Here is a 19,321-nt window from a genome sequence, read left to right as displayed (position 1 = left end):
GGCATCAGGCAGGGGCAGAAGGCGCGACCGAAAACGCTGCGGCCGACAGGCATTGCTGCAAGCAGGGTCCGTACCAGTCTTCGACGTGGCGCTAACTGCTTGATCGGAAGAGCAATTCAGACGGGAGCGTGGCGATGTGCAACCAGCAGAATGCACGATCGGCCTCTGCGTCGGTTGCAATACGCCTTGCCGCTACGCTTCGCGGCGAGGGTTGTGCTTGCCCTTGTAGTCCAGCTCCTGAGCGCGTTCGACGGGCAACGAGTGACCCAGGTGTTCCTCCGCCATCTGCCAATGGCGGGCGGCCTGACCGGTGGGTTTGCCTTCGGCAACCCAGAGGTCATAAGCCTTCTGGCGTATCTGTGCTTCGCGGTCCTGGTCGTTGCGGTGCTGATTCATGGTCGGCTCCAGCAGTTCGTCATCTGTGTAGAACCGATGACTGCTGTGTCAGTCAGGTTGTTCATACAGCCTGACCGAGGGATGATTCATGAACGATGCCGATCGCCCACGCCTGGTCGTGGCCTGCTCGCTGGACCCGGATGCGCAGCGTGCCGACCGCCACACCCACGAGGCGCTGGCCGCCTGGCTGGCGCAGATCCAGGGTCTGGACTTCCGCGCCGAACCGCCCTCGCACCGGCAGCCCGGCCAGCAGTTCTACTGGGTGCCGGATGCCACAGTGGCAGGTCGCGAACAAGCTGAGGAGTTTGGCATCCATGGCCCGTTGGACCTGTTCGGCGGCTATGTGCAGTACGGCTTCCAGGGCGGCAAGGCCATCGTCCACCCGCTGATCGACCGACCGACCCTGACCCCGCGCGGCTGGAGCGACGCATTCGCCGCACGGGTGAAACCGCTGGTGCTCGATGGCCACAGTGTGTTCTCCCACAACGACGCCTTGCGCTGTGCGAGTGCGCGCCTGCAGCGAGGCCCGCAACGGCTGAAGCCGGCAGCCAGCCGGGGCGGGCAGGGCCAGCAGGTCGTGGCGGATACGGATCAGCTGGCAGAGGCTCTGGTCCGCTACGAGGACGAGCATTACCACGCAGGGCTGGTGATCGAGGACGACCTCGACGAGCCGCAAACCCACAGCGTCGGCCAGGTAATGATCAATGGTGTTCTGCTCAGCTATCACGGCGTCCAGCAGCGCAATCGCAATCCGCGCGGTGAGCTGGTTTACGGTGGGAGTGACCTGCTGGTGGTGCGTGGCGACTTCGACTGCCTGCTCGCACTGGACCTGGTGGAATCGGTGAAATTGGCGATCCACCAGGCGATGCAGTTCGACCGCGCCGCGCATCAGTTGCTGCCGGCCTTTTTCGCCTCGCGGCGCAACTACGACGTCGCCCAGGGCCTGGACGTCCGCGGCCAGCGTTGCTCGGGCGTGCTGGAGCAGTCCTGGCGCATCGGCGGTGCCAGCGGTGCGGAACTGGCGGCGCTGGAAGCCTTCGTCGCCGATCCGGCGCTGTGCGTGGTGCGCGCCTCGACGTTCGAGATCTTCGAGGACAAACCCCTGCCGGACACCGTTCGCGTGCTGTATCGCGGGCCGGATGAGCACGGCGATTTCCTCATGAAGTACGCAATGGTGGCGCCTTATGTCTTCCCGTGACGAGCTGTTTCCCCGTGAGTTTTCCAGCGACGAGCGCATCGATATCGATGTCGGCAGCCTGCGCCTGCAGGGCAATTTCCTCAGCCCGCGCACTCATGTACCCGGCGTACTCTTCGTGCACGGCTGGGGTGGCAGCCAGGAGCGCGATCTCAATCGGGCTCGCGGTATCGCCGGGCTTGGCTGCGTCTGCCTGACCTTCGACCTGGCCGGCCACGGCGCTGGCGAAGGGCTGCAGGCTTCCATCACCCGCGAAGACAACCTGCGCGACTTGCTGGCCGCCTATGATCGGCTGGCGGCGCATCCGCGAATCGACTCCAGCGCCATCGCGGTGGTCGGCACCAGTTATGGCGGCTATCTCGCCGCGATCCTCACCGAGTTGCGCGCTGTGCGCTGGCTCGCCCTGCGCGTGCCGGCGATCTACCGCGACGAGGACTGGGACGTGCCCAAGCGCGACCTGCCCCGGGACGACCTGATGGCTTACCGCTCCAGCCTCATCCCGGCGGCCAGCAACCGCGCACTGAAGGCCTGTTCCGGGTTTCACGGCGATGTGCTGCTGGTGGAGTCGGAACACGACAGCTATGTCCCGCACCCGACCATCATGAGTTACCGCGCAGCCTTCCAGCGCACGCACTCGCTGACTCACCGGATCATCGACCAGGCCGACCATGCGCTGAGCAGCGAGACGTCCCAGGCCGCCTACACCGACATCCTCGTGCGCTGGATCACCGAGATGGTGGTCGGCGAGCGGGCCAACCGGCTGATCGTCGGCTGAGCCACATGGTGCCGCTCGTTCATCCAGAAGGCACCGCGAGTCCATCAAGGAATGCGCCGAAGCCGTATCGCGCGCGGCAATCACGGCGAGCGCTGGTCGTTACGCAGGTCTGGTGCGTCCAGACGATGCGCGCGCCGCTGCGCTCCAGGTCGCGGACCAGGTGCACATCCTCATCCGCAGGCAGCGGGCGGAAGCCGCCGGCGCGCTGGTAGGCGCGGGCACAGACGCCCAGGTTGGCGCCATGGATATGCCGGTGGTCCTCGTGGCTCTGGTAATGATCCTCGTAGATCAGGCGAACCGGCTCCAGGCGTGGCGACCAGTCTTCTACGCGTACGGTGCCGCAGACAGCTTCTGCGCCAAAAGCCAGCTGGCGCACCAGCCAGTCGCGGTCAACGCTGCTGTCGGCGTCGGTGCAGGCCAGCCAGCGGGCCCCCAGTTCCAGCAGACGCGCTGCCCCGGCGCGGCGGGCATGTCCAACGTTGCGTTCTTCGACTTGCAGCACGGAGACACCCGCTGCGCGTGCCACTGCTTCGCTACCGTCAGTACAGGCGTCCAGCACGACAAGGATGCACACCGTTTCCTCGTTCAGCTCCGGATGCCGTGCCGCCTGTTGCAGCGACGCCAGACAGGCGCCGAGCAGTTCCGCTTCGTTATGCGCAGGCACCAGTACCCCGATCATGCGGCAGCCTCGTCGAACCACAACTCCAGGCGGAAGTCCCGCTCGACATGGCTGACCGTGGCTGCAGCGGACATTGCCCGTGCGAGGTATTCATGCACCGCATCCCCCGTGAGCGAGCAGCCGTCGATGGGATGGCGCCAGTGGCAGGCGACCAGCACGCCGCCGGGCTGCAGGCTGGCCGCCGCGCGCTCACAGATGCAGGCCCAGTCGTCAGGCGCCAGGTAATAGCCCAGCTCTCCCAGCACGATCAGCTCGAAACGCCCCTGCGGCCACTCGGCAGGCAGGCAGTGCCGGGTCAGGCGCACATTCTCCAGCCCGGCCAGGCGTCGGCGGGCGAGGGCGAGCGCCTCGGTACTGAAGTCGCTGCACAGCAGCGAGTCGACCCTGCCGGCGAGTTCGGCACTGGTCTCGCCATTTGCGCAGGCCGGCTCGTAGCCGCTGACGAACCGGCTGCGCGGCAAGCTGGCAAGGATCAGTCCGCGCTTGCGGCGCTCGTACCAGGATGAGCGGAATGACCAGGGGTCCGGGTCGTCACGGAACATCTCGTCGAAATGGCTGGAGGTCTGTGTGCTCACAGGAAATACACCTCGAAGGGTTGCAGCAGGGTCTCCAGCAGGCGTGCATCGAGGATCGGCCGGGGGCCTTCGAGCTGGCTGGCATGGGCCTCGATCGCCCGGCGTTTGCGATGCACCGCAGCTTCGTCGAGATCCAGTCGCTGCGCTCTGGCCCAAGGCAGGCGCGGGTCGCCGGGCGAGGCCCAGTGCCAGGCCCAGATCGGCGCTTCAATATGCCGGGCGTCGCAGCGCGCGGCGACCTGGGCGCAGGCCTGCCCGGTGGCCTCGTGGTCGCGGTGGCCGTCGTGGCGCCAGGTGCTGATCAACCGATCGCCGGGTCGTATCCATTCGGTCAGCGCCTCTGCCAACGCCTCGGCTTGTACGCCACTGTCCGGCAGGTGCAGGCGTTGCCAACGCCATGCAGACCGGTCGAGACCCAGTTCGGCCAGTGCGCGACGGCTTTCTTGCTGCCGAGTCGTGCGCAGGCGCTGCGGCGTCCAGTGCGGCGAGTCCGGGTGGCTGCCTTCGCCATCCGTGACAGAGATCAGCAGTCCCTCGCGATCACCGGCAAGACTGGACAGCAGACCACCGCAGGCCAGTACCTCGTCGTCGGGATGCGGCGCCACCACCACCAACCGCCGGCCCGACGGCAACAGCTCGTGACTGCTGATTCGCGGCAGTTGGTCCAACTGGCCGCTGGCCCGCCAGGCTGAGATGGGCGTCCCGGTCGAACCGGCGATCAGGTCGACAGCGTCACTCACAACGCCCACCGTTCGTGGTGCTGGTTGGCCAGATGCAGGCCGAGGTGCGCCAGGTCGCGCTCGCCGTGGCTCTGGCGGAGAAGTACCGGCAGGTCGGCGGCAATCCGTGCGAAGCGCCGGTCGCGGCAGAAGGGCGTGGCGCCCAGGGCATGGCCGACGTGCCATTGCACAGCCTCGACCGCGCCTTCGACCTGGGCGCGGACGCGGCGCGCGGGCAGTTCCGGGTCGGCCTCCGGGTTGTCGTCGATCCAGCTGGCGCATTCGCGCAATGCGCCGGCGGCGCCGGCCAGCGCGGCATCCACCGCGCCCAGATGGGCCATGGCGTGAACGTCTTCAGGCCGGCCATGGCGCAGGTAGCTGGCCAGGCGGCTGGCGGCGCCGTACCAGCAGGCGGCTATGCCGGCGCCGCCGTGCCAGAAACCGGGCCGCTGCAGATAGGCCCGGGGAGCTCCCACGCAGCGCGCCAGTACCCCGTCGAAATCAACCGTGGCGCTGCGGGTGGCCGCCATGCCGACGGCATGCCAATCGCCATCGCCCACCCTCACCCCCGGCTGGCCGAGAGTCACGGCAATCAGCTGCGGGCGATCCTGCTCATCCTTGGCCGTCACCAGCGCGTGCTCCACCAGCGAGGCGCCCGAGCACCACGGCTTGCTGCCGCTGATGCGCACGAACCCGGCCTCGCGGGCGACGATCCTCACGCTGGCACCCGGCGGCTCGGCTGCCCAGACCGCCCAGGTGCCGGGAAGGGGATCACCCTCCAGTTCGCCAAGGATGGCCAAGGCATCGGTATGCCCCTCGTACAGCTTGAGCAGCGACAGATCGCTGCCGGCTACCACTGCCAGGGCCTGCCAGCGGCGCAGCGTGGCGCCGCTGCCCGGGCCCGGCAACTGGTCCAGACCGTTGTCGCTCAGGCTGCGCAGGGCGTGGTCGAGCATGGCTTGCTGCTGATCGGCGTCCGGCGGCAGTTCGAAATCCTGCAGCAGGTCGTACAGGGCATTCAGGCCGTCCTGGGTCATGGCGAGGTCCGATGGTGAAGGGGCTTATTCATCCGGACTGGCTTTGCCGCGCCGGGGTTCAAAGGCTCTGCGTGCCGTTCGTAAGGAAGCCGGCCAATTGACAGACGAGCCTTGCTGAGCCCCGCCGCTGGCGAATTGTTCTGAACCCGTCCGGCCAGGGCCGGTCGGTCGAGACAGGGGCGCAATGCCTGTGTCGCGCAGTCCCGCAGCGAATTCACTGGAGGAAAGCATGTCCCATACGGTCGCCGACCAACTGCTCGAACGCCTCACCCAGTGGGGCGTACAACGCGTCTTCGGCTATCCCGGCGACGGCATCAACGGAATCATGGGAGCCTTCGGCCGGCGCGCCCAAGACTTCGACTACATCCGCGTGCGTCACGAGGAAATGGCCGCCTTCATGGCCGGCGCCCATGCCAAGTTCACCGGTGAAGTGGGCGTCTGTCTGGCGACCTCCGGACCGGGGGCCATCCATCTGCTCAATGGTTTGTACGACGCCCGCATGGACCACCAGCCGGTACTGGCCATCGTCGGCCAGCAGGCGGTGACTTCCCTGGGCAGCGACTACCAGCAGGAAGTGGACCTGCATACGCTGTTCCGCGACGTGAGCAATTACGTCGAGACCGTGGCCAGCCCAGGCCAGTTGCTCCACGTGATCGACCGTGCGCTGCGGGTGGCCTGCAGCGAGCGCCAGGTCGCCACAGTTATCATCCCCAACGACGTGCAGCAGATGCCGGCGGAAAAGTCGCCACACCAGCATGGCCATGTCTATTCGGGGGTCGGCTTCATCGCACCGCGACCCTACGCTCGCGAGGAAGAGCTGGTGGCCGCCGCGGAAATCCTCAATGCCGGGCGCAAGGTCGCCATCCTGGTCGGTGCCGGTGCGCTGGGGGCTCACCAGGAAGTCGAGGCGGTGGCCGAGGCGCTTTCCGCGGGTGTTGCCAAGGCGCTGTTGGGCAAGATGGTGGTCGCCGACGACCTGCCTTACGTGACAGGCTCCATCGGCCTGCTCGGCACCCGCGCCAGCGCCGAGTTGATGGAGCGCTGTGACACGCTTCTGATGATCGGCACCACCTTTCCCTATAGCGAGTTCCTGCCCAAGCCGGGGCAGGCCAGGGCGGTGCAGATCGACCTGCAGGCGCGCAACGTCAGCATGCGTTACCCCATCGACCAGGTATTGCTGGGCGACGCCGGGGAGACCCTGCAGCGCCTGCTGCCGCTGCTCAAGCCCAAGCGCCACGGTACCTGGCGCATCCGTATCGAGAAGGCGGTGGAGAACAGCTGGAAGGAGCTGCGCGAGCAAGCGATGAAGCCCGCCGAACCGATCAACCCGCAGCGGGTGTTCTGGGAGCTTTCGTCGCAGCTGCCGGACGACGTGATCCTGGCGGGCGACAGTGGTTCCCACACCAACTGGTACGCCCGTGACCTGCGAGCGCGCCCCGGCATGCTCGGTTCGTTATCGGGCAAGCTGGCCAGCATGGGCAGCGGAGTGCCTTACGCACTGGCGGCAAAGCTGGCGCACCCCGAGCGCCCGGTGATTGCCATGGTCGGCGACGGCGCCATGCAGATGAACGGAAACGCCGAGCTGGTCACCGTGCAGCAGTACCACAAGCGCTGGAAGGACAACCCGACCTTCATCGTGCTGGTGCTCAATAACGGCGACCTCAACCAGGTCACCTGGGAACAGCGCGCCCTGGCCGGCGACCCGGAGTTCGCCGCTGCCCAGGAAGTCATCGACTTTCCTTATGCGCGCTATGCCGAGCTGCTGGGCTTTCGCGGCATCCGCGTGACCGACCCCGCGCACCTGAGCGCAGCCTGGCAGGAAGCCTTCGAATCCGACCGCCCGGTGCTGCTGGAGGTGCTCACCGACCCCGACGTACCGCCGCTGCCGCCGCACATCAGCTTCGAACAGGCGCGCAACCTGCTCGGCGCCTTGCCCGGCGACCCGCGCCGCTGGGGCGTGCTGCGCCAGAGCGCGCGGCAGTTGCTGGCGCGCAAATGATCCAACCCGAGCTGATGATCCAACCAGAGGAGAACGCACCATGAACAAAACCAGACTCACCCGGCCCTTTGCCGCCGTTCTGCTGGCCTGGCTGTCCATCGGACTGATTCCAGCCTACGCCGCCGAGGCGACCAACCAAGTACCGACCAACGAAAAACCCCACGGCCAGAGCCCCGGCCAGGCGCCCACGCCGCCGGCTTCGCAGCAGAAGCAGAAGGATGAGGGCCGCACCGACGACAACAGCCAGGTGCAGTCCCAGGAAAGCAGGGACAAGCAGAAGAGCAAGAACCACGACAACACCCAGAAGAAGGGCACGACGCCTGACGCGTATTGAGCCGGGTGTGCGTTGCAGGCGCTTGCATCCTGTGGGACGACCTGCAGGAGCGGGCCATGCCCGTGAACTCGCCTTCAGCCGATCGCGGCTCCCGGCCATGGTTTTTCTGAACTCGTGGCGCGGGCGCCGCCTCTACCGGACAGGTACCCCTATTGCGGAGAGCACGCCATGACCGCCCCTCGGACTGCTTCCGCCGGTAAACCCGGCGGTCGGAAGCACAAGGTCCTGGAGAAGCCGACGCCGCCGCGCGAAGTCACCATCACCGTCCCTGAGCGCACTGTCCATGTCGAACGCGGCGAATAACTCCCCCGACGAGAAAAAGGCCGGCGCCAGCTTCTCGCGCTTCGCCCAGGCCCTGTCGCAATGGGCCGGTCGCCCGCTGACCTTCGCCCTGGCGTGCGTGCTGCTGGTGGGGTGGGCGCTCAGCGGACCGTTCTTCCATTTCAACGACACCTGGCAACTGGTGATCAACACCTCGACCACCATCATCACCTTCCTCATGGTGTTCCTCATCCAGAGCACCCAGAACCGCGACACCGACGCGCTGCACATCAAGATCGACGAACTCCTGCGCACGACCCATCACGCCCATCGTGTGCTCATGGGGCTGGACGACATGGGCAGCGAAGAGCTGCAGAAGCTGCGCAAGACCTACGAGGAAATGGGCGAGGAGAACAACGTCACAGAAGGCTCGCCGCAGAAAGTGGCCAACCGGGAAGAGCAGCAGGAGCGCAATCCGGGGGATTGAAATCCAGTCATGCCTCGCGGCGACGGTGTCCCACGGCGCCAAGCGGACTCAGCGCGGGTCTTCGGGCTGGGGGGGCGATCCATTGGATCGACGGCACCCAGATTGGCACCGAAGACTGCCAATGGAACATGCACTCCTGAATGACCGGTGCGACGGAAACATCGAACGATCGGGGCGACTGTCTTTCCACCGAACGACAGCCACGACACAGGAGGACATGTCATGAGAGACCAAGCCCGAAGCGACCGCTCGACCGAGCGCAGCTCCATGGTCGTACGCGAGATCATGAGCCGCGAGGTGCGCACCATTTCCCCGGACACCACGCTGCAGGAGGCTGCACTGCTGATGCGGCAGGTGGACGTCGGCGCCTTGCTGGTCAACGACAACGACCACCTCAGCGGCATCCTCACCGACCGTGACCTGGTCGTGCGCGGCCTGGCTGACGGGCTGAACCTGAGCACGCCGGTGAGCGAAGTGATGAGCGAGGACGTCTGCTACTGCTTCGATGACGAGTCCGTCGACCATGTGGCGAAGAACATGGCGCAGATCGAGAAGCGCCGGCTGGCCGTGGTCAACCGCGAGAAGCGCCTGGTGGGCATCGTCTCCCTGGCCAACGTCGCCAGCTGCAATGCCGACAAGCTCAGTGCCAATCTCCTGCGCTCGGTGGCGCGGGCGCATTGATCCGTCACAACCGCAACCCATCCGCGAGCAGGGCGCCCCAGCGGCGCCCTGCCCCAGAGGAGGTCTATCCATGACTGATAATCTGCAAGGCCGGAATGTCCTGATCATCACCGCCAATGCCGGCATCGAACGCGATGAACTGCTCGAGCCGATGCGTGCCTTGAAAGCGCAGGGCGCCACCGTCATCCATGCCAGCGTGAAGGGCGGTTCGGCGCAGACCTGGGTGCATGACAGCGAGAAGGACATCCAGGTGAACTCCGACGCCAGGATCAAGGGCCTCAAGGCCGGTGACTACGACCTGCTGGTGATCCCCGGCGGTACGGTGAATGCCGACACCCTGCGCCAGGACGCGGACGCGCAGCGACTGGTCAAGGCATTCAGCGAGGCAGGCAAACCCATCGCCGCCATCTGCCACGGCCCCTGGTTGCTGATCGACGCCGGTGTGGTCTCCGAGAAATCACTGACTTCCTATGCCAGTGTGCGCACCGACCTGGTGAACGCCGGCGCCGACTGGCGCGACGCCCAGGTGGAGGTTTGCCCGGCCAAGGGCTGGACGCTGATCACGTCGCGCAACCCCGGTGACTTGAAGGCGTTCAACGAGGCACTGGGCGAAGCGCTCAAGGCTGCGTGACCCAACAGGAGAACTGCATGACTGACGACCGGGGTGCCGCACAGGATCAGGGCGAGATCGGATCGCTCGCCGGGAAGGTCTCTTCCAGGGCATGGTCGATGCGCGCTTCCGACACCGTCGAATCCGCCACGCCAGGGGAGGGCACCGCAGCGGCCCGTTCGGAGCGCAACGGTTCCAGGACCGGCTTGTTCAACGCGGCCTTCACCTGGCAGTGCCCGCTCAGGCCGCGCTTGGCAGCCAGCACTCCAGCCCCCACGCGCAACCAGCCGGCCAGCCCGCCACGTCGCACACCCAGGCCGATTGCTGCAATGCCTGCGGCGATGGAGGCCGCTCGCTCCCATCCGCTCAGATTCTGTTTGCTCATCTCGCTCTCCCGCTGCTGAATGCCAAGGCGCCAGGGCCTCCGGTATTCCGTAGGCAGGCGCTGGCGGCGTTTGGTTCGAGTTGACTCGCGGACGGTCGGTCCGTCTGTCGCACCGGGGCAACTCCAGCGCGCCGGGCGACTCACTTGCACAGGCGCAATGCAGCGAACCGAGGAGGTACCTATGACTGAATGGGTGATCAGCTACCAGAAGGACAACAACACCAGCACGCTGGACATGAACCACGACGGGCGCCCGAGCATCGAGCACGCGACGGCGTTCCTCCTGGGCTGGGTTCGGCAGAACCTGCCGGCCGGTGAGTACGGAGCGGCAAGAGACCAGCACGGAGATGCCTCCAGTACCGAGTTGCTGCGCCGGTACGGCATCACCCTCAGTGGCATTTCCGAGAAATGAGGCCATTGCCGCGTTGCTCGCGGGCGGTCTGTTCCTGATCTGATGCGACGCGCCTCAGGCGGACACCGGTATTACGTGGAAGAGGGCGCGACCATCCAGCCACTGGGCCTGGCCGCTGGCGTCTATCTCGCCGATGCATTCGCCAAGGTCCTGGCCGTCCAGTTCGATGAACAGATGGTTGGCGTAGACGCGGAAGCGATCCGGGCTGCTCAGCAACTCGACGCGGCCGTTGCGCAGCACGCCGATACGCTTGCCGACCCCGCCGGGGGTGAACAGCTCGTAGGTGCCTTTGCTGAAAATCGGCGGCACGCAACCTCCGGGTCAAAGCCTGAAAACCCGAATAAACCACAAAATGATGGCATTTAAATATCATTCGTCGTCGCGCCGTTGCCGCAGCCGGGCGGCAGCAATTCCCTGAACTCGCTCGCCATCAGATCAGTCCACTGCCAGAGAATCTTGGAGGCAGGGATGAAAAGGCGCTACAGCGTGCCCATGGCGAGCATCCTGGCGATCCTGCTGTTGCTGCTGGTCGCGCATATCGCGTTGCCCTACGTGATCCGCGACTACCTCAACGGCCAACTGGAGCGCATGGGCGATTATCACGGCCAGATCACCGACGTGGACCTCGCACTATGGCGCGGCGCCTACCGCATCAACGGGCTGAAGATCGTCAAGGTCAGCGGCAAGGTGCCGGTGCCGCTGCTGGATGCGCCAGTCATAGACCTTGCCGTGAGCTGGCATGCGCTGTGGTACGAGCACGGGATCGTGGCGCGGGTGATCTTCCTGCGGCCGGAGCTGAATTTCGTCGATGGCGGCAGCAGCCAGGAATCCCAGAGCGGCGCCGGTACCAACTGGCATGAGCAGCTGGAGAAGCTGCTGCCGATCACTCTGGACGAGCTGCGCATCGAGGACGGCCGCGTCCGCTTCCACAACTACCAGTCCAATCCACCAGTGCACCTGTCTGCCAGCGCGGTTAATGCAAGCCTGTACAACCTCACCAACGTGGCGGACGAGAAGGGCGAGCGGGTCGCCCGTTTCGAGGGGCGTGCGCGCCTGTTCGACCAGGCGCCGTTGGAGGTCGAGGCGTCATTCGACCCGTTCACCGACTTCGAGGACTTCCAGTTGCGCTTGCGCGCCAGCGAGGTGGAGCTGCGCCGGGTCAACGACTTCGCCTCCGCCTACGGCAAGTTCGACTTCAATCGTGGCCACGGCACCCTGGTGATCGAAGCGAAGGCGGACAACGGTCGCCTCAGCGGCTACATCAAACCGCTGCTGCGCGATGTCGACGTGTTCAACTGGCAGCAGGATGTGGAGGAGAAGGACAAGAGCCTGTTCCGTTCGATCTGGGAAGCCCTGGTCGGTGGTGGCGAAACGGTGTTGAAGAACCAGAGCAAGGACCAGTTCGCTACCCGTGTGGATCTGAACGGCAATATCCATCGCCAGGACATCAGTGCCTTCCAGGCTTTCCTCGGTATCCTGCGCAACGCCTTCATCCAGGCCTTCAACGCCCGTTACGAGCGCTCGGCTCCCACCGACTGACGCTAGTGGCTGGTGCCGCGCGGCGAACCTTCCTGGCGCTGTGCACCGAATACTCCGCGATCCTGCTCGCGCAAGTCGCGAACAGCCGAGACATTGCGCAGCTCGCGCACCGGGAAGGCGAACTCGACGCCCCGCTCCTGCATGCCGGCCAGCAAGCTCAGATTGATCCGCTGCTGCACGTCCATGTAACGGTTGTAGTCAGCCGTTTGCATGATGTAGACGACTTCGTAGAGCAGGCGGCTCTCGGAGAAGGAGAGGAAATGCGCGCGATCGAATTTCGCCTCGTCGATCTCGTCGATGATCTCCCGGACCAGGTCAGCAACCGCCTTGGCCTGCTCAGGCGAGGTCCGGTAGCTGATGCCGAACTGGAAAACGATGCGGCGGGTGTTCATCCGCTTGTAATTGTGCAACGTCTGCTTGAGCAGTTCGGCATTCGAGCAGACGATCTGCTCGCCGCTCAGGCTGCGGATGCGCGTGGTCTTAAGGCCGATGTGCTCGATGGTTCCGGCTACGTCACCGAACACCACGAAATCGCCGATCTCGAAGGGCTTGTCGAAGCCAATCGACAGCGAGGCGAAGATATCGCTGAGGATGGTCTGCACCGCCAGTGCCACGGCGATACCGCCGACACCGAGGCTGGCGATCAGCGCGGTGATGTCCACGCCCAGGTTGGCCAGGATCGACAGCAGCATCACGGCCCAGACCACCACCAGCACCACCACCGAGACAATCGTTGCCATCACCGGGTTCTGGATGCCGCCGAAGCGCGAGCGGGACAGGTTGTGCGTCCACAGGCGCACGCAGACATCCAGCCACCAGGCAACCTGCAATGCCAGCACGACGAACCAGGTATGCGACAGGGCTGTGCTCCAGTTGTCGGGCAGGGTGGTGAGCTTGAGCGCGAGCATCAAGGCGAAGACGAAGACCAGCACGTTGCTGGTGCGCCCAGCGATTGCCGCGGCGTAGCGCGCCCATTGGCTGGTGCGTCCCTCCAGGCGCTTGCGCGCCAGGCTGATCAGAAAGCGCAGGATGAGGAATCCCGCGGCGGCAGCCGCCACTACCAACAGCAAGCGGCCGAGCTGGCTCAGGTCCAGCCAGGCATACAGCGACTCCATGGTTGCTCCTTATCGAGGATGACAGGAGTAGGTTTGGGGCCGGGTAGGGGCCAGAAGTTCAGCCGCAACGCACGAGCGGTGGTGAGGGGATCTGTCACGCAGGATTGCTGCGGGAGGGCAGGGTTACCCTCCCGCATCCCCGTAACGGGAGGTCAATGCCAGAACAGCGCGATCAGGATGATGATCGGGATCGGCACGCCGAGGAAGTAAAGGAGGATCGAGCGCATGGTGAGTCTCCTGTCAGCGAATGGAAGGGGCGTGAGTGGTGGAGTGCAGGGGCTGGGCTACCAGTAGTAGGTCGGCGTCACGGCGGCGACCGCCGTGGATGGCCATGAAGCTGGCGAAAAACGCACCGCACAGCAGCGCCGCGAACATCCACAGCGCCGAACCGGCAGCGACCTTGCGGGCCGTGTCGGCAGCCTGCAAGGCCTGCTGCTTGGCCTGTTGCGCCTGGGCGAACACGGCATCGATGCGCTGCTGGGCCTCGGCCTGGCTGATCTCAGTGCGCTGGGTGATCACTCGGGCGAGGTAGGTGCGGTCGTCTGCGCTCAATTGCCCTTCGGCCAGGCCGCGCACGAAAATACGGGAGGCGACTGCATGGGCGGCATCATCGCTGACGGCGACCGGCCGGTTGTCGCGGAACAGGGTGTCGATGAAGTAGGCGGCGTCGTTGTCGTCCTTGCCGGATGAAGCGCTGGTGGCACTCGCCGCCGCGCCGGCGGCCACCGTGGCGCCCGCCTTCAGGCCACCACCCACCAGGCTGCTGACCGAGCCGATCACCAGGGTGGCGGTGACCAGCGTCGCGATGGCCCAGGCGAGGAAGCCATGGGCGGTATCGCGGAAATAGACTTCATCGCCGTGCAGGCTGGCCCATTTCACCCGCAGGCGCCCGGCCAGGTATCCGCCCAGGCCGGAAGCGAGCACCTGGGTGAGCGCCAGCCAGATGAACGTGGAGATGCTCATCTGCTTGAAGCTGCCGCCATCGCCAGGCCACGGCGACACTGCGGAGAACCCAAGGCCGAAGCCCAGGACAATGAGGATCAGCGACAGTGCCGCGGCGGCGGCCGCGCCGGCGAAGATCGCCGGCCAGGCGACGCCGGAGTGATCGAGAGTGCTAGTGAGGGAGGTATCGGCGCTGGCAATCATGGGCGGTGCTCCTTTGGCTGGGCCTGAACCTGCCTTTGCACCGCGCATGCCAGCTGTTTCAAAATATTAAAATCAATATTTTCAAATAGTTGTGGTTGAAGGTGCGCATGCAAGGTATGCAGAACGCATGGCCCTCGGGCTCGACGGCGGCAGAATGCACGATCCACCTCCTGCGAGGGCAGGAATTACGAACCCGATTGCCCGACCCGTGGTCTTCTGCTGGAGCAAGCAGCAACGTACGAAGCCCGACGGTACGCCCGTTCCAGGTGATGCAGCCGTCGGAAGCCTCTTTCGAAATTGGCGCGCCGAATCTCGGTTTCGATGCTCAACGCTGCTACTCTTCGGCCTGCCGGCGATCCGGCCGCCTGACTCGCAGGAACACGATCCAAGGAACCCTGAGCCATGAGTGAAGAGATCCCCGCCGCCGAAGGCCTCAAGCTGAAGGTGCAGCCCAGCCACCTCAACTTCCCGGTGATTGGTATCGGCGCGTCGGCGGGTGGTCTGGGTGCGTTGCTGCGGCTGTTCGAAAACATGCCCAACGACAACGGCATGGCCTTCGTGGTGGTGATGCACCTCTCGCCCAATCATGAGAGCAGCGCGCACCAGATCCTGCAGAAAGTCACCAAGATGAAGGTGCAGCAGGTCAGTGAGCCGACGCCCATCGAGCGCAACTGTGTCTACCTGATTTCCCCGGCCATGCAGCTGACCATGAACGATGGCTATCTGCGCGTGACCGAGCTCAACCCTGGCCAGCCGCGCCACATCGCCATCGATATCTTCATGCGCACGCTGGCGGACGCCCACGCCGAGCACGCGGTGAGCATTGTCCTGAGCGGCAACGGCAGCGACGGTTCGGCCGGGCTGTCGCGGGTGAAAGAGCAGGGCGGGGTGACCATCGCCCAGTCACCGGACGACGCCGAGTACGACGAGATGCCGCGCAGTGCCATTGCTACCGGCCAGGTGGACTTCGTCCTGCCGGTGGGCGACATGCCGCAGAAGCTCATCGACCTGTGGCAGAGCATGCGCAACATGCAACTGCCCGCCGACGCCGACGTCGCCACGCCGTTCCGCTCCATCGAGGACCCGGAGCAGTCGCGCGCTGCCGAAACCGCTCTGAAGGACATCCTGAGTCTGCTGCGCACCCGCACCGGCCATGACTTCAAACACTACAAGCGCGCCACGGTGCTGCGGCGCATCGAACGGCGCATGCAGGTCAATCGCCTGGGGGACCTGCCGGCCTACCGCGCCTTCCTTCAGGGAGCGCCGGAAGAAACCCGGCACCTGCTGGCCGACATGCTGATCGGGGTCACCAACTTTTTCCGTGATCGCGAGGCTTTCGAAGCGCTGGAGCGCGACATCATCCCGGGCCTGTTCGACATGCCGGAAACCAGCGATGCCCCGGTACGGGTCTGGAGCGCCGGGTGCTCCTCCGGTGAAGAGGCGTATTCGCTGGCCATCCTGCTGGCCGAGCACGTGGATTACCGGGAGATCGACCGGCAGTTCCAGGTATTCGCCACCGACATCGACGAGCACGCCATCGCCATCGGCCGTAGCGGTGTCTACCCCGAAGCGATCCTTCCCGACATCACGCCCCAGCGCCTGCGCCAGTACGTGACCAAGGAGCAGACGCGCTACCGGGTGAAAAAAGAAATCCGCGAGCGCGTACTGTTCGCCATGCACAACCTGCTGCGCGACCCGCCGTTTTCCAAGTTGCACTTGATCAGTTGCCGCAACCTGCTGATCTACCTCGACCGCGAAGTGCAGGCGGACATCCTGCAGATGTTCCACTTCGCCCTGGCGCCGGGCGGCTACCTGTTCCTGGGCAGTTCCGAATCGGCTGACGTCTGTCAGGAGCTCTTCACCCCGGTGGACAAGAAGAACCGCATCTACCGCGCCAAGGCCGGCGCGGTCATGGGTCGGCCGACCTCGCCACTGCCGGTGATGCCCCTTGCCGATACGCCGCAGGCGAGCAACGAGCGCCCGGCCGAGCGTCGCCGTGTGTCCTTTGCCGACCTGCACCAGCGCGTGCTGGAGCAGTACGCGCCGCCCAGCGTGGTGGTCAACCACGAGTCGAGCATCGTGCATATGTCCGACCAGGCCGGGCGCTACCTGCGCTATGTCGGCGGCGAGCCGTCGCACAATCTGTTGTCTCTGGTCCATCCGTCGCTGCGCCTGGAGCTGCGCACCGCGCTGTTCCAGGCGTTCCAGACCGGGAAGAGTGTCGAGGCGCGGCGCGTCAAGCATGAGCGCGATGGCACCACGTCCTACATCAACATGGTCATCCGGCCATTCCGCGACATGGACTCGGACTTCGCCCTGGTGATCTTCGATGAAGTCGAAGAGACCATGAGCAGCGACGCCAACGGCCATCAGCAGAACGTCAAGGACAGCGTGCTCTCGCAGCTGGAGAGTGAGCTTCAGCGCAACAAGGAGCAGCTGCAGGCGACCATCGAGCAAGCGGAAACGTCCACGGAAGAGCTCAAGGCGTCCAACGAAGAACTGCAGGCGATCAACGAAGAGCTGCGTTCGACGACCGAGGAGCTGGAGACCAGCAAGGAAGAGCTGCAGTCGATCAACGAGGAACTGATCACGGTCAACCAGGAGCTCAAGACCAAGGTCGAGGAAACCGGCAAGATCAACGACGATCTGCAGAACCTGATCGCGTCCACCGACATCGCCACCGTCTTCGTCGGCCGCGACATGCGCATCAAGTCCTACACCCCGCGAGCCACCGAGATTTTCAGCATCATCGCTTCCGACACTGGACGCTCGTTGCTGGACATCACCCACCGGCTGGATTACCCGGACCTGGCCCGGGATGCGTCGAGCAGCTTCGAGTCCCTGCGGACCATCGAGCGTGAAGTTTCCAGCCAGGATGAAAGGCGCTACCTGGTGCGGATGCTGCCGTACCGGACGACCGACAACATCATTGACGGGGCGGTCCTGACATTCATCGACGTCACCGAACGACGCCTCGCTGAAGACAAGGCCCGGGAAAGCGAGGAGCGCCTGCGCCTGGCGGTAGAAAGCACGCAGGACTTCATCATTGTTACCCTGGACCGCAGCGGCAGTATCACCGGCTGGAACAAGGGCGCCGAACGCGCCTACGGCTACCGCGAGGCCGACGTGATAGGGCAGAGCCTGGATATCCTGCATAGCGAGGATGACCAGCGTTCCGGCGTGCTGCGCGAAGAACTGCGGGTGGCGCGGCAGGTCGGGAGGGTGGAGACCGATCGCTGGCACCTGCGAAAGGACGGCAGCACCTTCTTCTGCAGCAGCGTGACCACTGCGCTGCCCAATGGCGGCCCGCATGGCTATGCCAAGATCGGCCGTGACGTGACCAGCAAAAAGCGCGAGGAAACGGAGCAGGAACACCGCCTGCAGCAGAACCAGGCGAAGATCCGTCTTCGCGATGAGTTCTTCGCGATGATGTCCCACGAACTCAAGCATCCGCTGAATATCATCCAGCTCAATGCCGAGCTGATTGCGCGCCTGTCTGCGGTGCGCTCGCATGCGGTGGCCTCGCGCGCCATCGAAGGCATCCAGAGCTCGGTACGCAGCCAGGCACGCATCATCGATGACCTGCTGGACCTGTCGCGGGTCAATACCGGCAAGCTCAATCTCAATATGGCGCCGGTCATCCTGCAGAGCGTGATCGAGGAAGTGGTTGGCGCTTTGTCGGCGGAAGCTCATGAGAAGGACCTGCTGATCGATCTTCAGATGCCCGCGCGTGGCAATGACCCACTGGTGGCCGAGGCGGACCCGGTACGTGTCGAACAGATCCTCTGGAATCTTCTGAGCAACGCGGTGAAGTTCACTCCCGCCAGCGGCCATATCCAGGTTGCCCTCGAGCAGGACGATGGCATGTTACGCATCCAGGTGCGGGACAATGGCCAAGGTATTCCGGTGGAAGATCTCCCGCGCATATTCGAACTGTTTGGCCAGGCCAGCAACGAGCAGCAACGTAGCCACAAACCGGGGCTTGGTATCGGCCTGGCACTGGTGCGCGAGCTGGTTGAAGCGCAGCAAGGGCGGATCGAAGCGTCGTCCGCAGGGCGAGGGCAGGGCGCACTATTTACGGTGTGGCTGCCGCTTTACCGCCAGTTCGACCTGCCGGTGGACACCTTGCAGGAGTCTGCCGGCCCCTTTGCCGGAGCCCGGCTGCTGCTGGTGGACGACTCACCGGATATCCGCCTGATCATGGAGCAACTGCTTACGATCGAGGGCGCGGAGGTCACGACCGCCGAGGATGGCCCGACAGCATTGAGATGCCTGGAAGACTCGTCCTTTGATCTGATTCTCTCGGATATCGGGATGCCTGGCATGGATGGATATGAGCTGATGCGCAGGGTCCGCCAGTTGCCACGGCACGCCCAGACACCGTCTGTGGCACTGACTGGCTATGGCGCTGCTGCGGACGCGGAGGATGCCCACGCCGCTGGCTTCAACTCGCATGTCAGCAAGCCTGTGTCATTGGAAAGGCTGCAGCAGGTCGCTCGGGAACTGGGAGTCAGCGGTACAACGGGGAAGATATCCGAGTAGCGATCGATCCGCTCGGCATGGCCGCTGACGCTTCCGGGATCAGCAACCGGATTTTAAAGAACTTCAGTCAGAGGTCGAAGTGCACCATGAGCGACGGATTTGAAAACACGATTCTCTGTAGAACGGAAATCCAGTTTTAGGAAAGACGGACATCAAGAGCAGAACAGCCAGCCGGGAGCTTTTATTCTGTGACACTCCACCCTATGCCCCGCATAGATAACTTCGCATAATGTATATTATGTTAAATTATGTATAAGGTTCAGGCCGCTCTCCCTGTCGAGGTTATCTGAAAGCCGGAGATTTCGACCTAAATACCGTAGTCTCGTAAATCAAGGCGTTGCGCGCTGAGTCGCAACCGCTACCTTAGGAAGTCCAGCTAAATTAGGCGGTCTGCAGACTTAAAAACCGGACAGCTAGCCTGCCTCGGCTCATCT

The 19,321-nt window shown here is 64.6% G+C and carries 20 protein-coding genes; 11 read left to right on the top strand and 9 right to left on the bottom strand.

The window, feature by feature from the left end; all coding sequences use genetic code 11:
* Positions 1–192: 192 nt before the first annotated feature.
* Positions 193–396 carry a DUF2934 domain-containing protein gene (locus IB256_RS08950; RefSeq protein ID WP_192295895.1) on the bottom strand — a complete coding sequence of 68 codons (204 nt, stop codon included), beginning with the start codon at positions 394–396 and terminating at the stop codon, positions 193–195.
* A gap of 88 nt (positions 397–484) precedes the next feature.
* Between IB256_RS08950 and IB256_RS08945 the strand changes: the two genes are divergently transcribed.
* Together IB256_RS08945 and IB256_RS08940 are read left to right on the top strand one after the other, a co-directional pair.
* Entirely contained in the window at positions 485–1,594 is a 1,110-nt protein-coding gene (locus tag IB256_RS08945) for a DUF3182 family protein (protein ID WP_192402179.1), read from the top strand.
* Positions 1,581–2,366, top strand: a complete 786-nt coding sequence (locus IB256_RS08940) for an alpha/beta hydrolase family protein (protein WP_192402177.1) — start codon at positions 1,581–1,583, stop codon at positions 2,364–2,366. The genes IB256_RS08945 and IB256_RS08940 overlap by 14 nt, the downstream gene beginning before the upstream one ends.
* Before the next feature lie 19 nt (positions 2,367–2,385).
* Here IB256_RS08940 and IB256_RS08935 read toward each other — a convergent pair whose 3' ends face one another.
* The 4 genes from IB256_RS08935 to IB256_RS08920 are packed head-to-tail and all read right to left on the bottom strand — an operon-like array spanning position 2,386 to position 5,376.
* Positions 2,386–3,045 carry a glycosyltransferase gene (locus IB256_RS08935; protein WP_192295898.1) on the bottom strand — a complete coding sequence of 220 codons (660 nt, stop codon included), beginning with the start codon at positions 3,043–3,045 and terminating at the stop codon, positions 2,386–2,388.
* The gene (locus IB256_RS08930; protein ID WP_230986162.1) at positions 3,042–3,620 is read right to left on the bottom strand and encodes a methyltransferase domain-containing protein; all 579 of its coding nucleotides are present in this window, start codon (positions 3,618–3,620) and stop codon (positions 3,042–3,044) included. The genes IB256_RS08935 and IB256_RS08930 overlap by 4 nt, the downstream gene beginning before the upstream one ends.
* Positions 3,617–4,360: a PIG-L deacetylase family protein gene (locus IB256_RS08925; protein WP_192402175.1), complete on the bottom strand. Its 744-nt coding sequence runs from the start codon at positions 4,358–4,360 to the stop codon at positions 3,617–3,619. The genes IB256_RS08930 and IB256_RS08925 overlap by 4 nt, the downstream gene beginning before the upstream one ends.
* A complete protein-coding gene (locus IB256_RS08920) occupies positions 4,357–5,376 on the bottom strand; it encodes an acyl-CoA dehydrogenase family protein (protein WP_192402173.1) in 1,020 nt (339 codons plus the stop codon). Before IB256_RS08920 ends, IB256_RS08925 begins: the two co-directional genes overlap by 4 nt.
* Positions 5,377–5,605: 229 nt before the next feature.
* On the opposite strand from IB256_RS08920, the gene IB256_RS08915 reads away from it, so the two are divergent.
* The 6 genes from IB256_RS08915 (at position 5,606) to IB256_RS08895 (ending at position 9,769) form a co-directional block, all read left to right on the top strand.
* Positions 5,606–7,375: a thiamine pyrophosphate-requiring protein gene (locus IB256_RS08915; RefSeq protein WP_192402171.1), complete on the top strand. Its 1,770-nt coding sequence runs from the start codon at positions 5,606–5,608 to the stop codon at positions 7,373–7,375.
* A gap of 40 nt (positions 7,376–7,415) precedes the next feature.
* On the top strand, positions 7,416–7,709 hold the full coding sequence (locus IB256_RS08910) for a hypothetical protein (protein ID WP_081519931.1): 294 nt from the start codon (positions 7,416–7,418) through the stop codon (positions 7,707–7,709).
* Positions 7,710–7,877: 168 nt separating this feature from the next.
* Positions 7,878–8,012 carry a hypothetical protein gene (locus IB256_RS30770; protein WP_263864851.1) on the top strand — a complete coding sequence of 45 codons (135 nt, stop codon included), beginning with the start codon at positions 7,878–7,880 and terminating at the stop codon, positions 8,010–8,012.
* Positions 7,993–8,457, top strand: coding sequence for a low affinity iron permease family protein (locus IB256_RS08905; RefSeq protein WP_192295901.1), 465 nt, complete (start codon positions 7,993–7,995; stop codon positions 8,455–8,457). The genes IB256_RS30770 and IB256_RS08905 overlap by 20 nt, the downstream gene beginning before the upstream one ends.
* Positions 8,458–8,724: 267 nt before the next feature.
* Positions 8,725–9,138 (top strand): CBS domain-containing protein, encoded by a 414-nt coding sequence (locus IB256_RS08900; RefSeq protein WP_192402441.1) that lies wholly within the window; start codon positions 8,725–8,727, stop codon positions 9,136–9,138.
* Between the two features lie 70 nt (positions 9,139–9,208).
* On the top strand, positions 9,209–9,769 hold the full coding sequence (locus IB256_RS08895) for a type 1 glutamine amidotransferase domain-containing protein (RefSeq protein WP_192402169.1): 561 nt from the start codon (positions 9,209–9,211) through the stop codon (positions 9,767–9,769).
* A gap of 46 nt (positions 9,770–9,815) precedes the next feature.
* On the opposite strand, the gene IB256_RS08890 is transcribed toward IB256_RS08895, so the two are convergent.
* Entirely contained in the window at positions 9,816–10,133 is a 318-nt protein-coding gene (locus IB256_RS08890) for a YgaP-like transmembrane domain (RefSeq protein WP_081519934.1), read from the bottom strand.
* Between the two features lie 181 nt (positions 10,134–10,314).
* On the opposite strand from IB256_RS08890, the gene IB256_RS08885 reads away from it, so the two are divergent.
* The gene (locus tag IB256_RS08885) at positions 10,315–10,545 is read left to right on the top strand and encodes a hypothetical protein (protein WP_192295903.1); all 231 of its coding nucleotides are present in this window, start codon (positions 10,315–10,317) and stop codon (positions 10,543–10,545) included.
* A 54-nt stretch (positions 10,546–10,599) separates the two neighbouring features.
* Here the strand turns inward: IB256_RS08885 and IB256_RS08880 are convergent, their stop codons facing one another.
* On the bottom strand, positions 10,600–10,854 hold the full coding sequence (locus tag IB256_RS08880) for a hypothetical protein (protein WP_192402167.1): 255 nt from the start codon (positions 10,852–10,854) through the stop codon (positions 10,600–10,602).
* Between the two features lie 159 nt (positions 10,855–11,013).
* Between IB256_RS08880 and IB256_RS08875 the strand changes: the two genes are divergently transcribed.
* The gene (locus tag IB256_RS08875) at positions 11,014–12,084 is read left to right on the top strand and encodes a DUF748 domain-containing protein (RefSeq protein ID WP_192295904.1); all 1,071 of its coding nucleotides are present in this window, start codon (positions 11,014–11,016) and stop codon (positions 12,082–12,084) included.
* 2 nt (positions 12,085–12,086) lie between these two features.
* On the opposite strand, the gene IB256_RS08870 is transcribed toward IB256_RS08875, so the two are convergent.
* Both IB256_RS08870 and IB256_RS08865 read right to left on the bottom strand, forming a co-directional pair.
* Positions 12,087–13,199 (bottom strand): mechanosensitive ion channel family protein, encoded by a 1,113-nt coding sequence (locus IB256_RS08870; RefSeq protein ID WP_192295905.1) that lies wholly within the window; start codon positions 13,197–13,199, stop codon positions 12,087–12,089.
* A gap of 240 nt (positions 13,200–13,439) precedes the next feature.
* Positions 13,440–14,345, bottom strand: coding sequence for a hypothetical protein (locus IB256_RS08865; protein ID WP_192402165.1), 906 nt, complete (start codon positions 14,343–14,345; stop codon positions 13,440–13,442).
* Positions 14,346–14,747: 402 nt separating this feature from the next.
* Between IB256_RS08865 and IB256_RS08860 the strand changes: the two genes are divergently transcribed.
* Entirely contained in the window at positions 14,748–18,887 is a 4,140-nt protein-coding gene (locus tag IB256_RS08860) for a CheR family methyltransferase (protein ID WP_192402163.1), read from the top strand.
* The last annotated feature ends 434 nt before the right edge of the window (positions 18,888–19,321 follow it).

The sequence above is a fragment of the Pseudomonas sp. PDM17 genome (assembly GCF_014851985.1).
In the GTDB taxonomy this organism is placed as follows: domain Bacteria; phylum Pseudomonadota; class Gammaproteobacteria; order Pseudomonadales; family Pseudomonadaceae; genus Pseudomonas.
The sequence above is the reverse complement of the archived record's forward strand: the minus strand, read 5'-3'. Positions and strand labels throughout refer to the sequence as shown.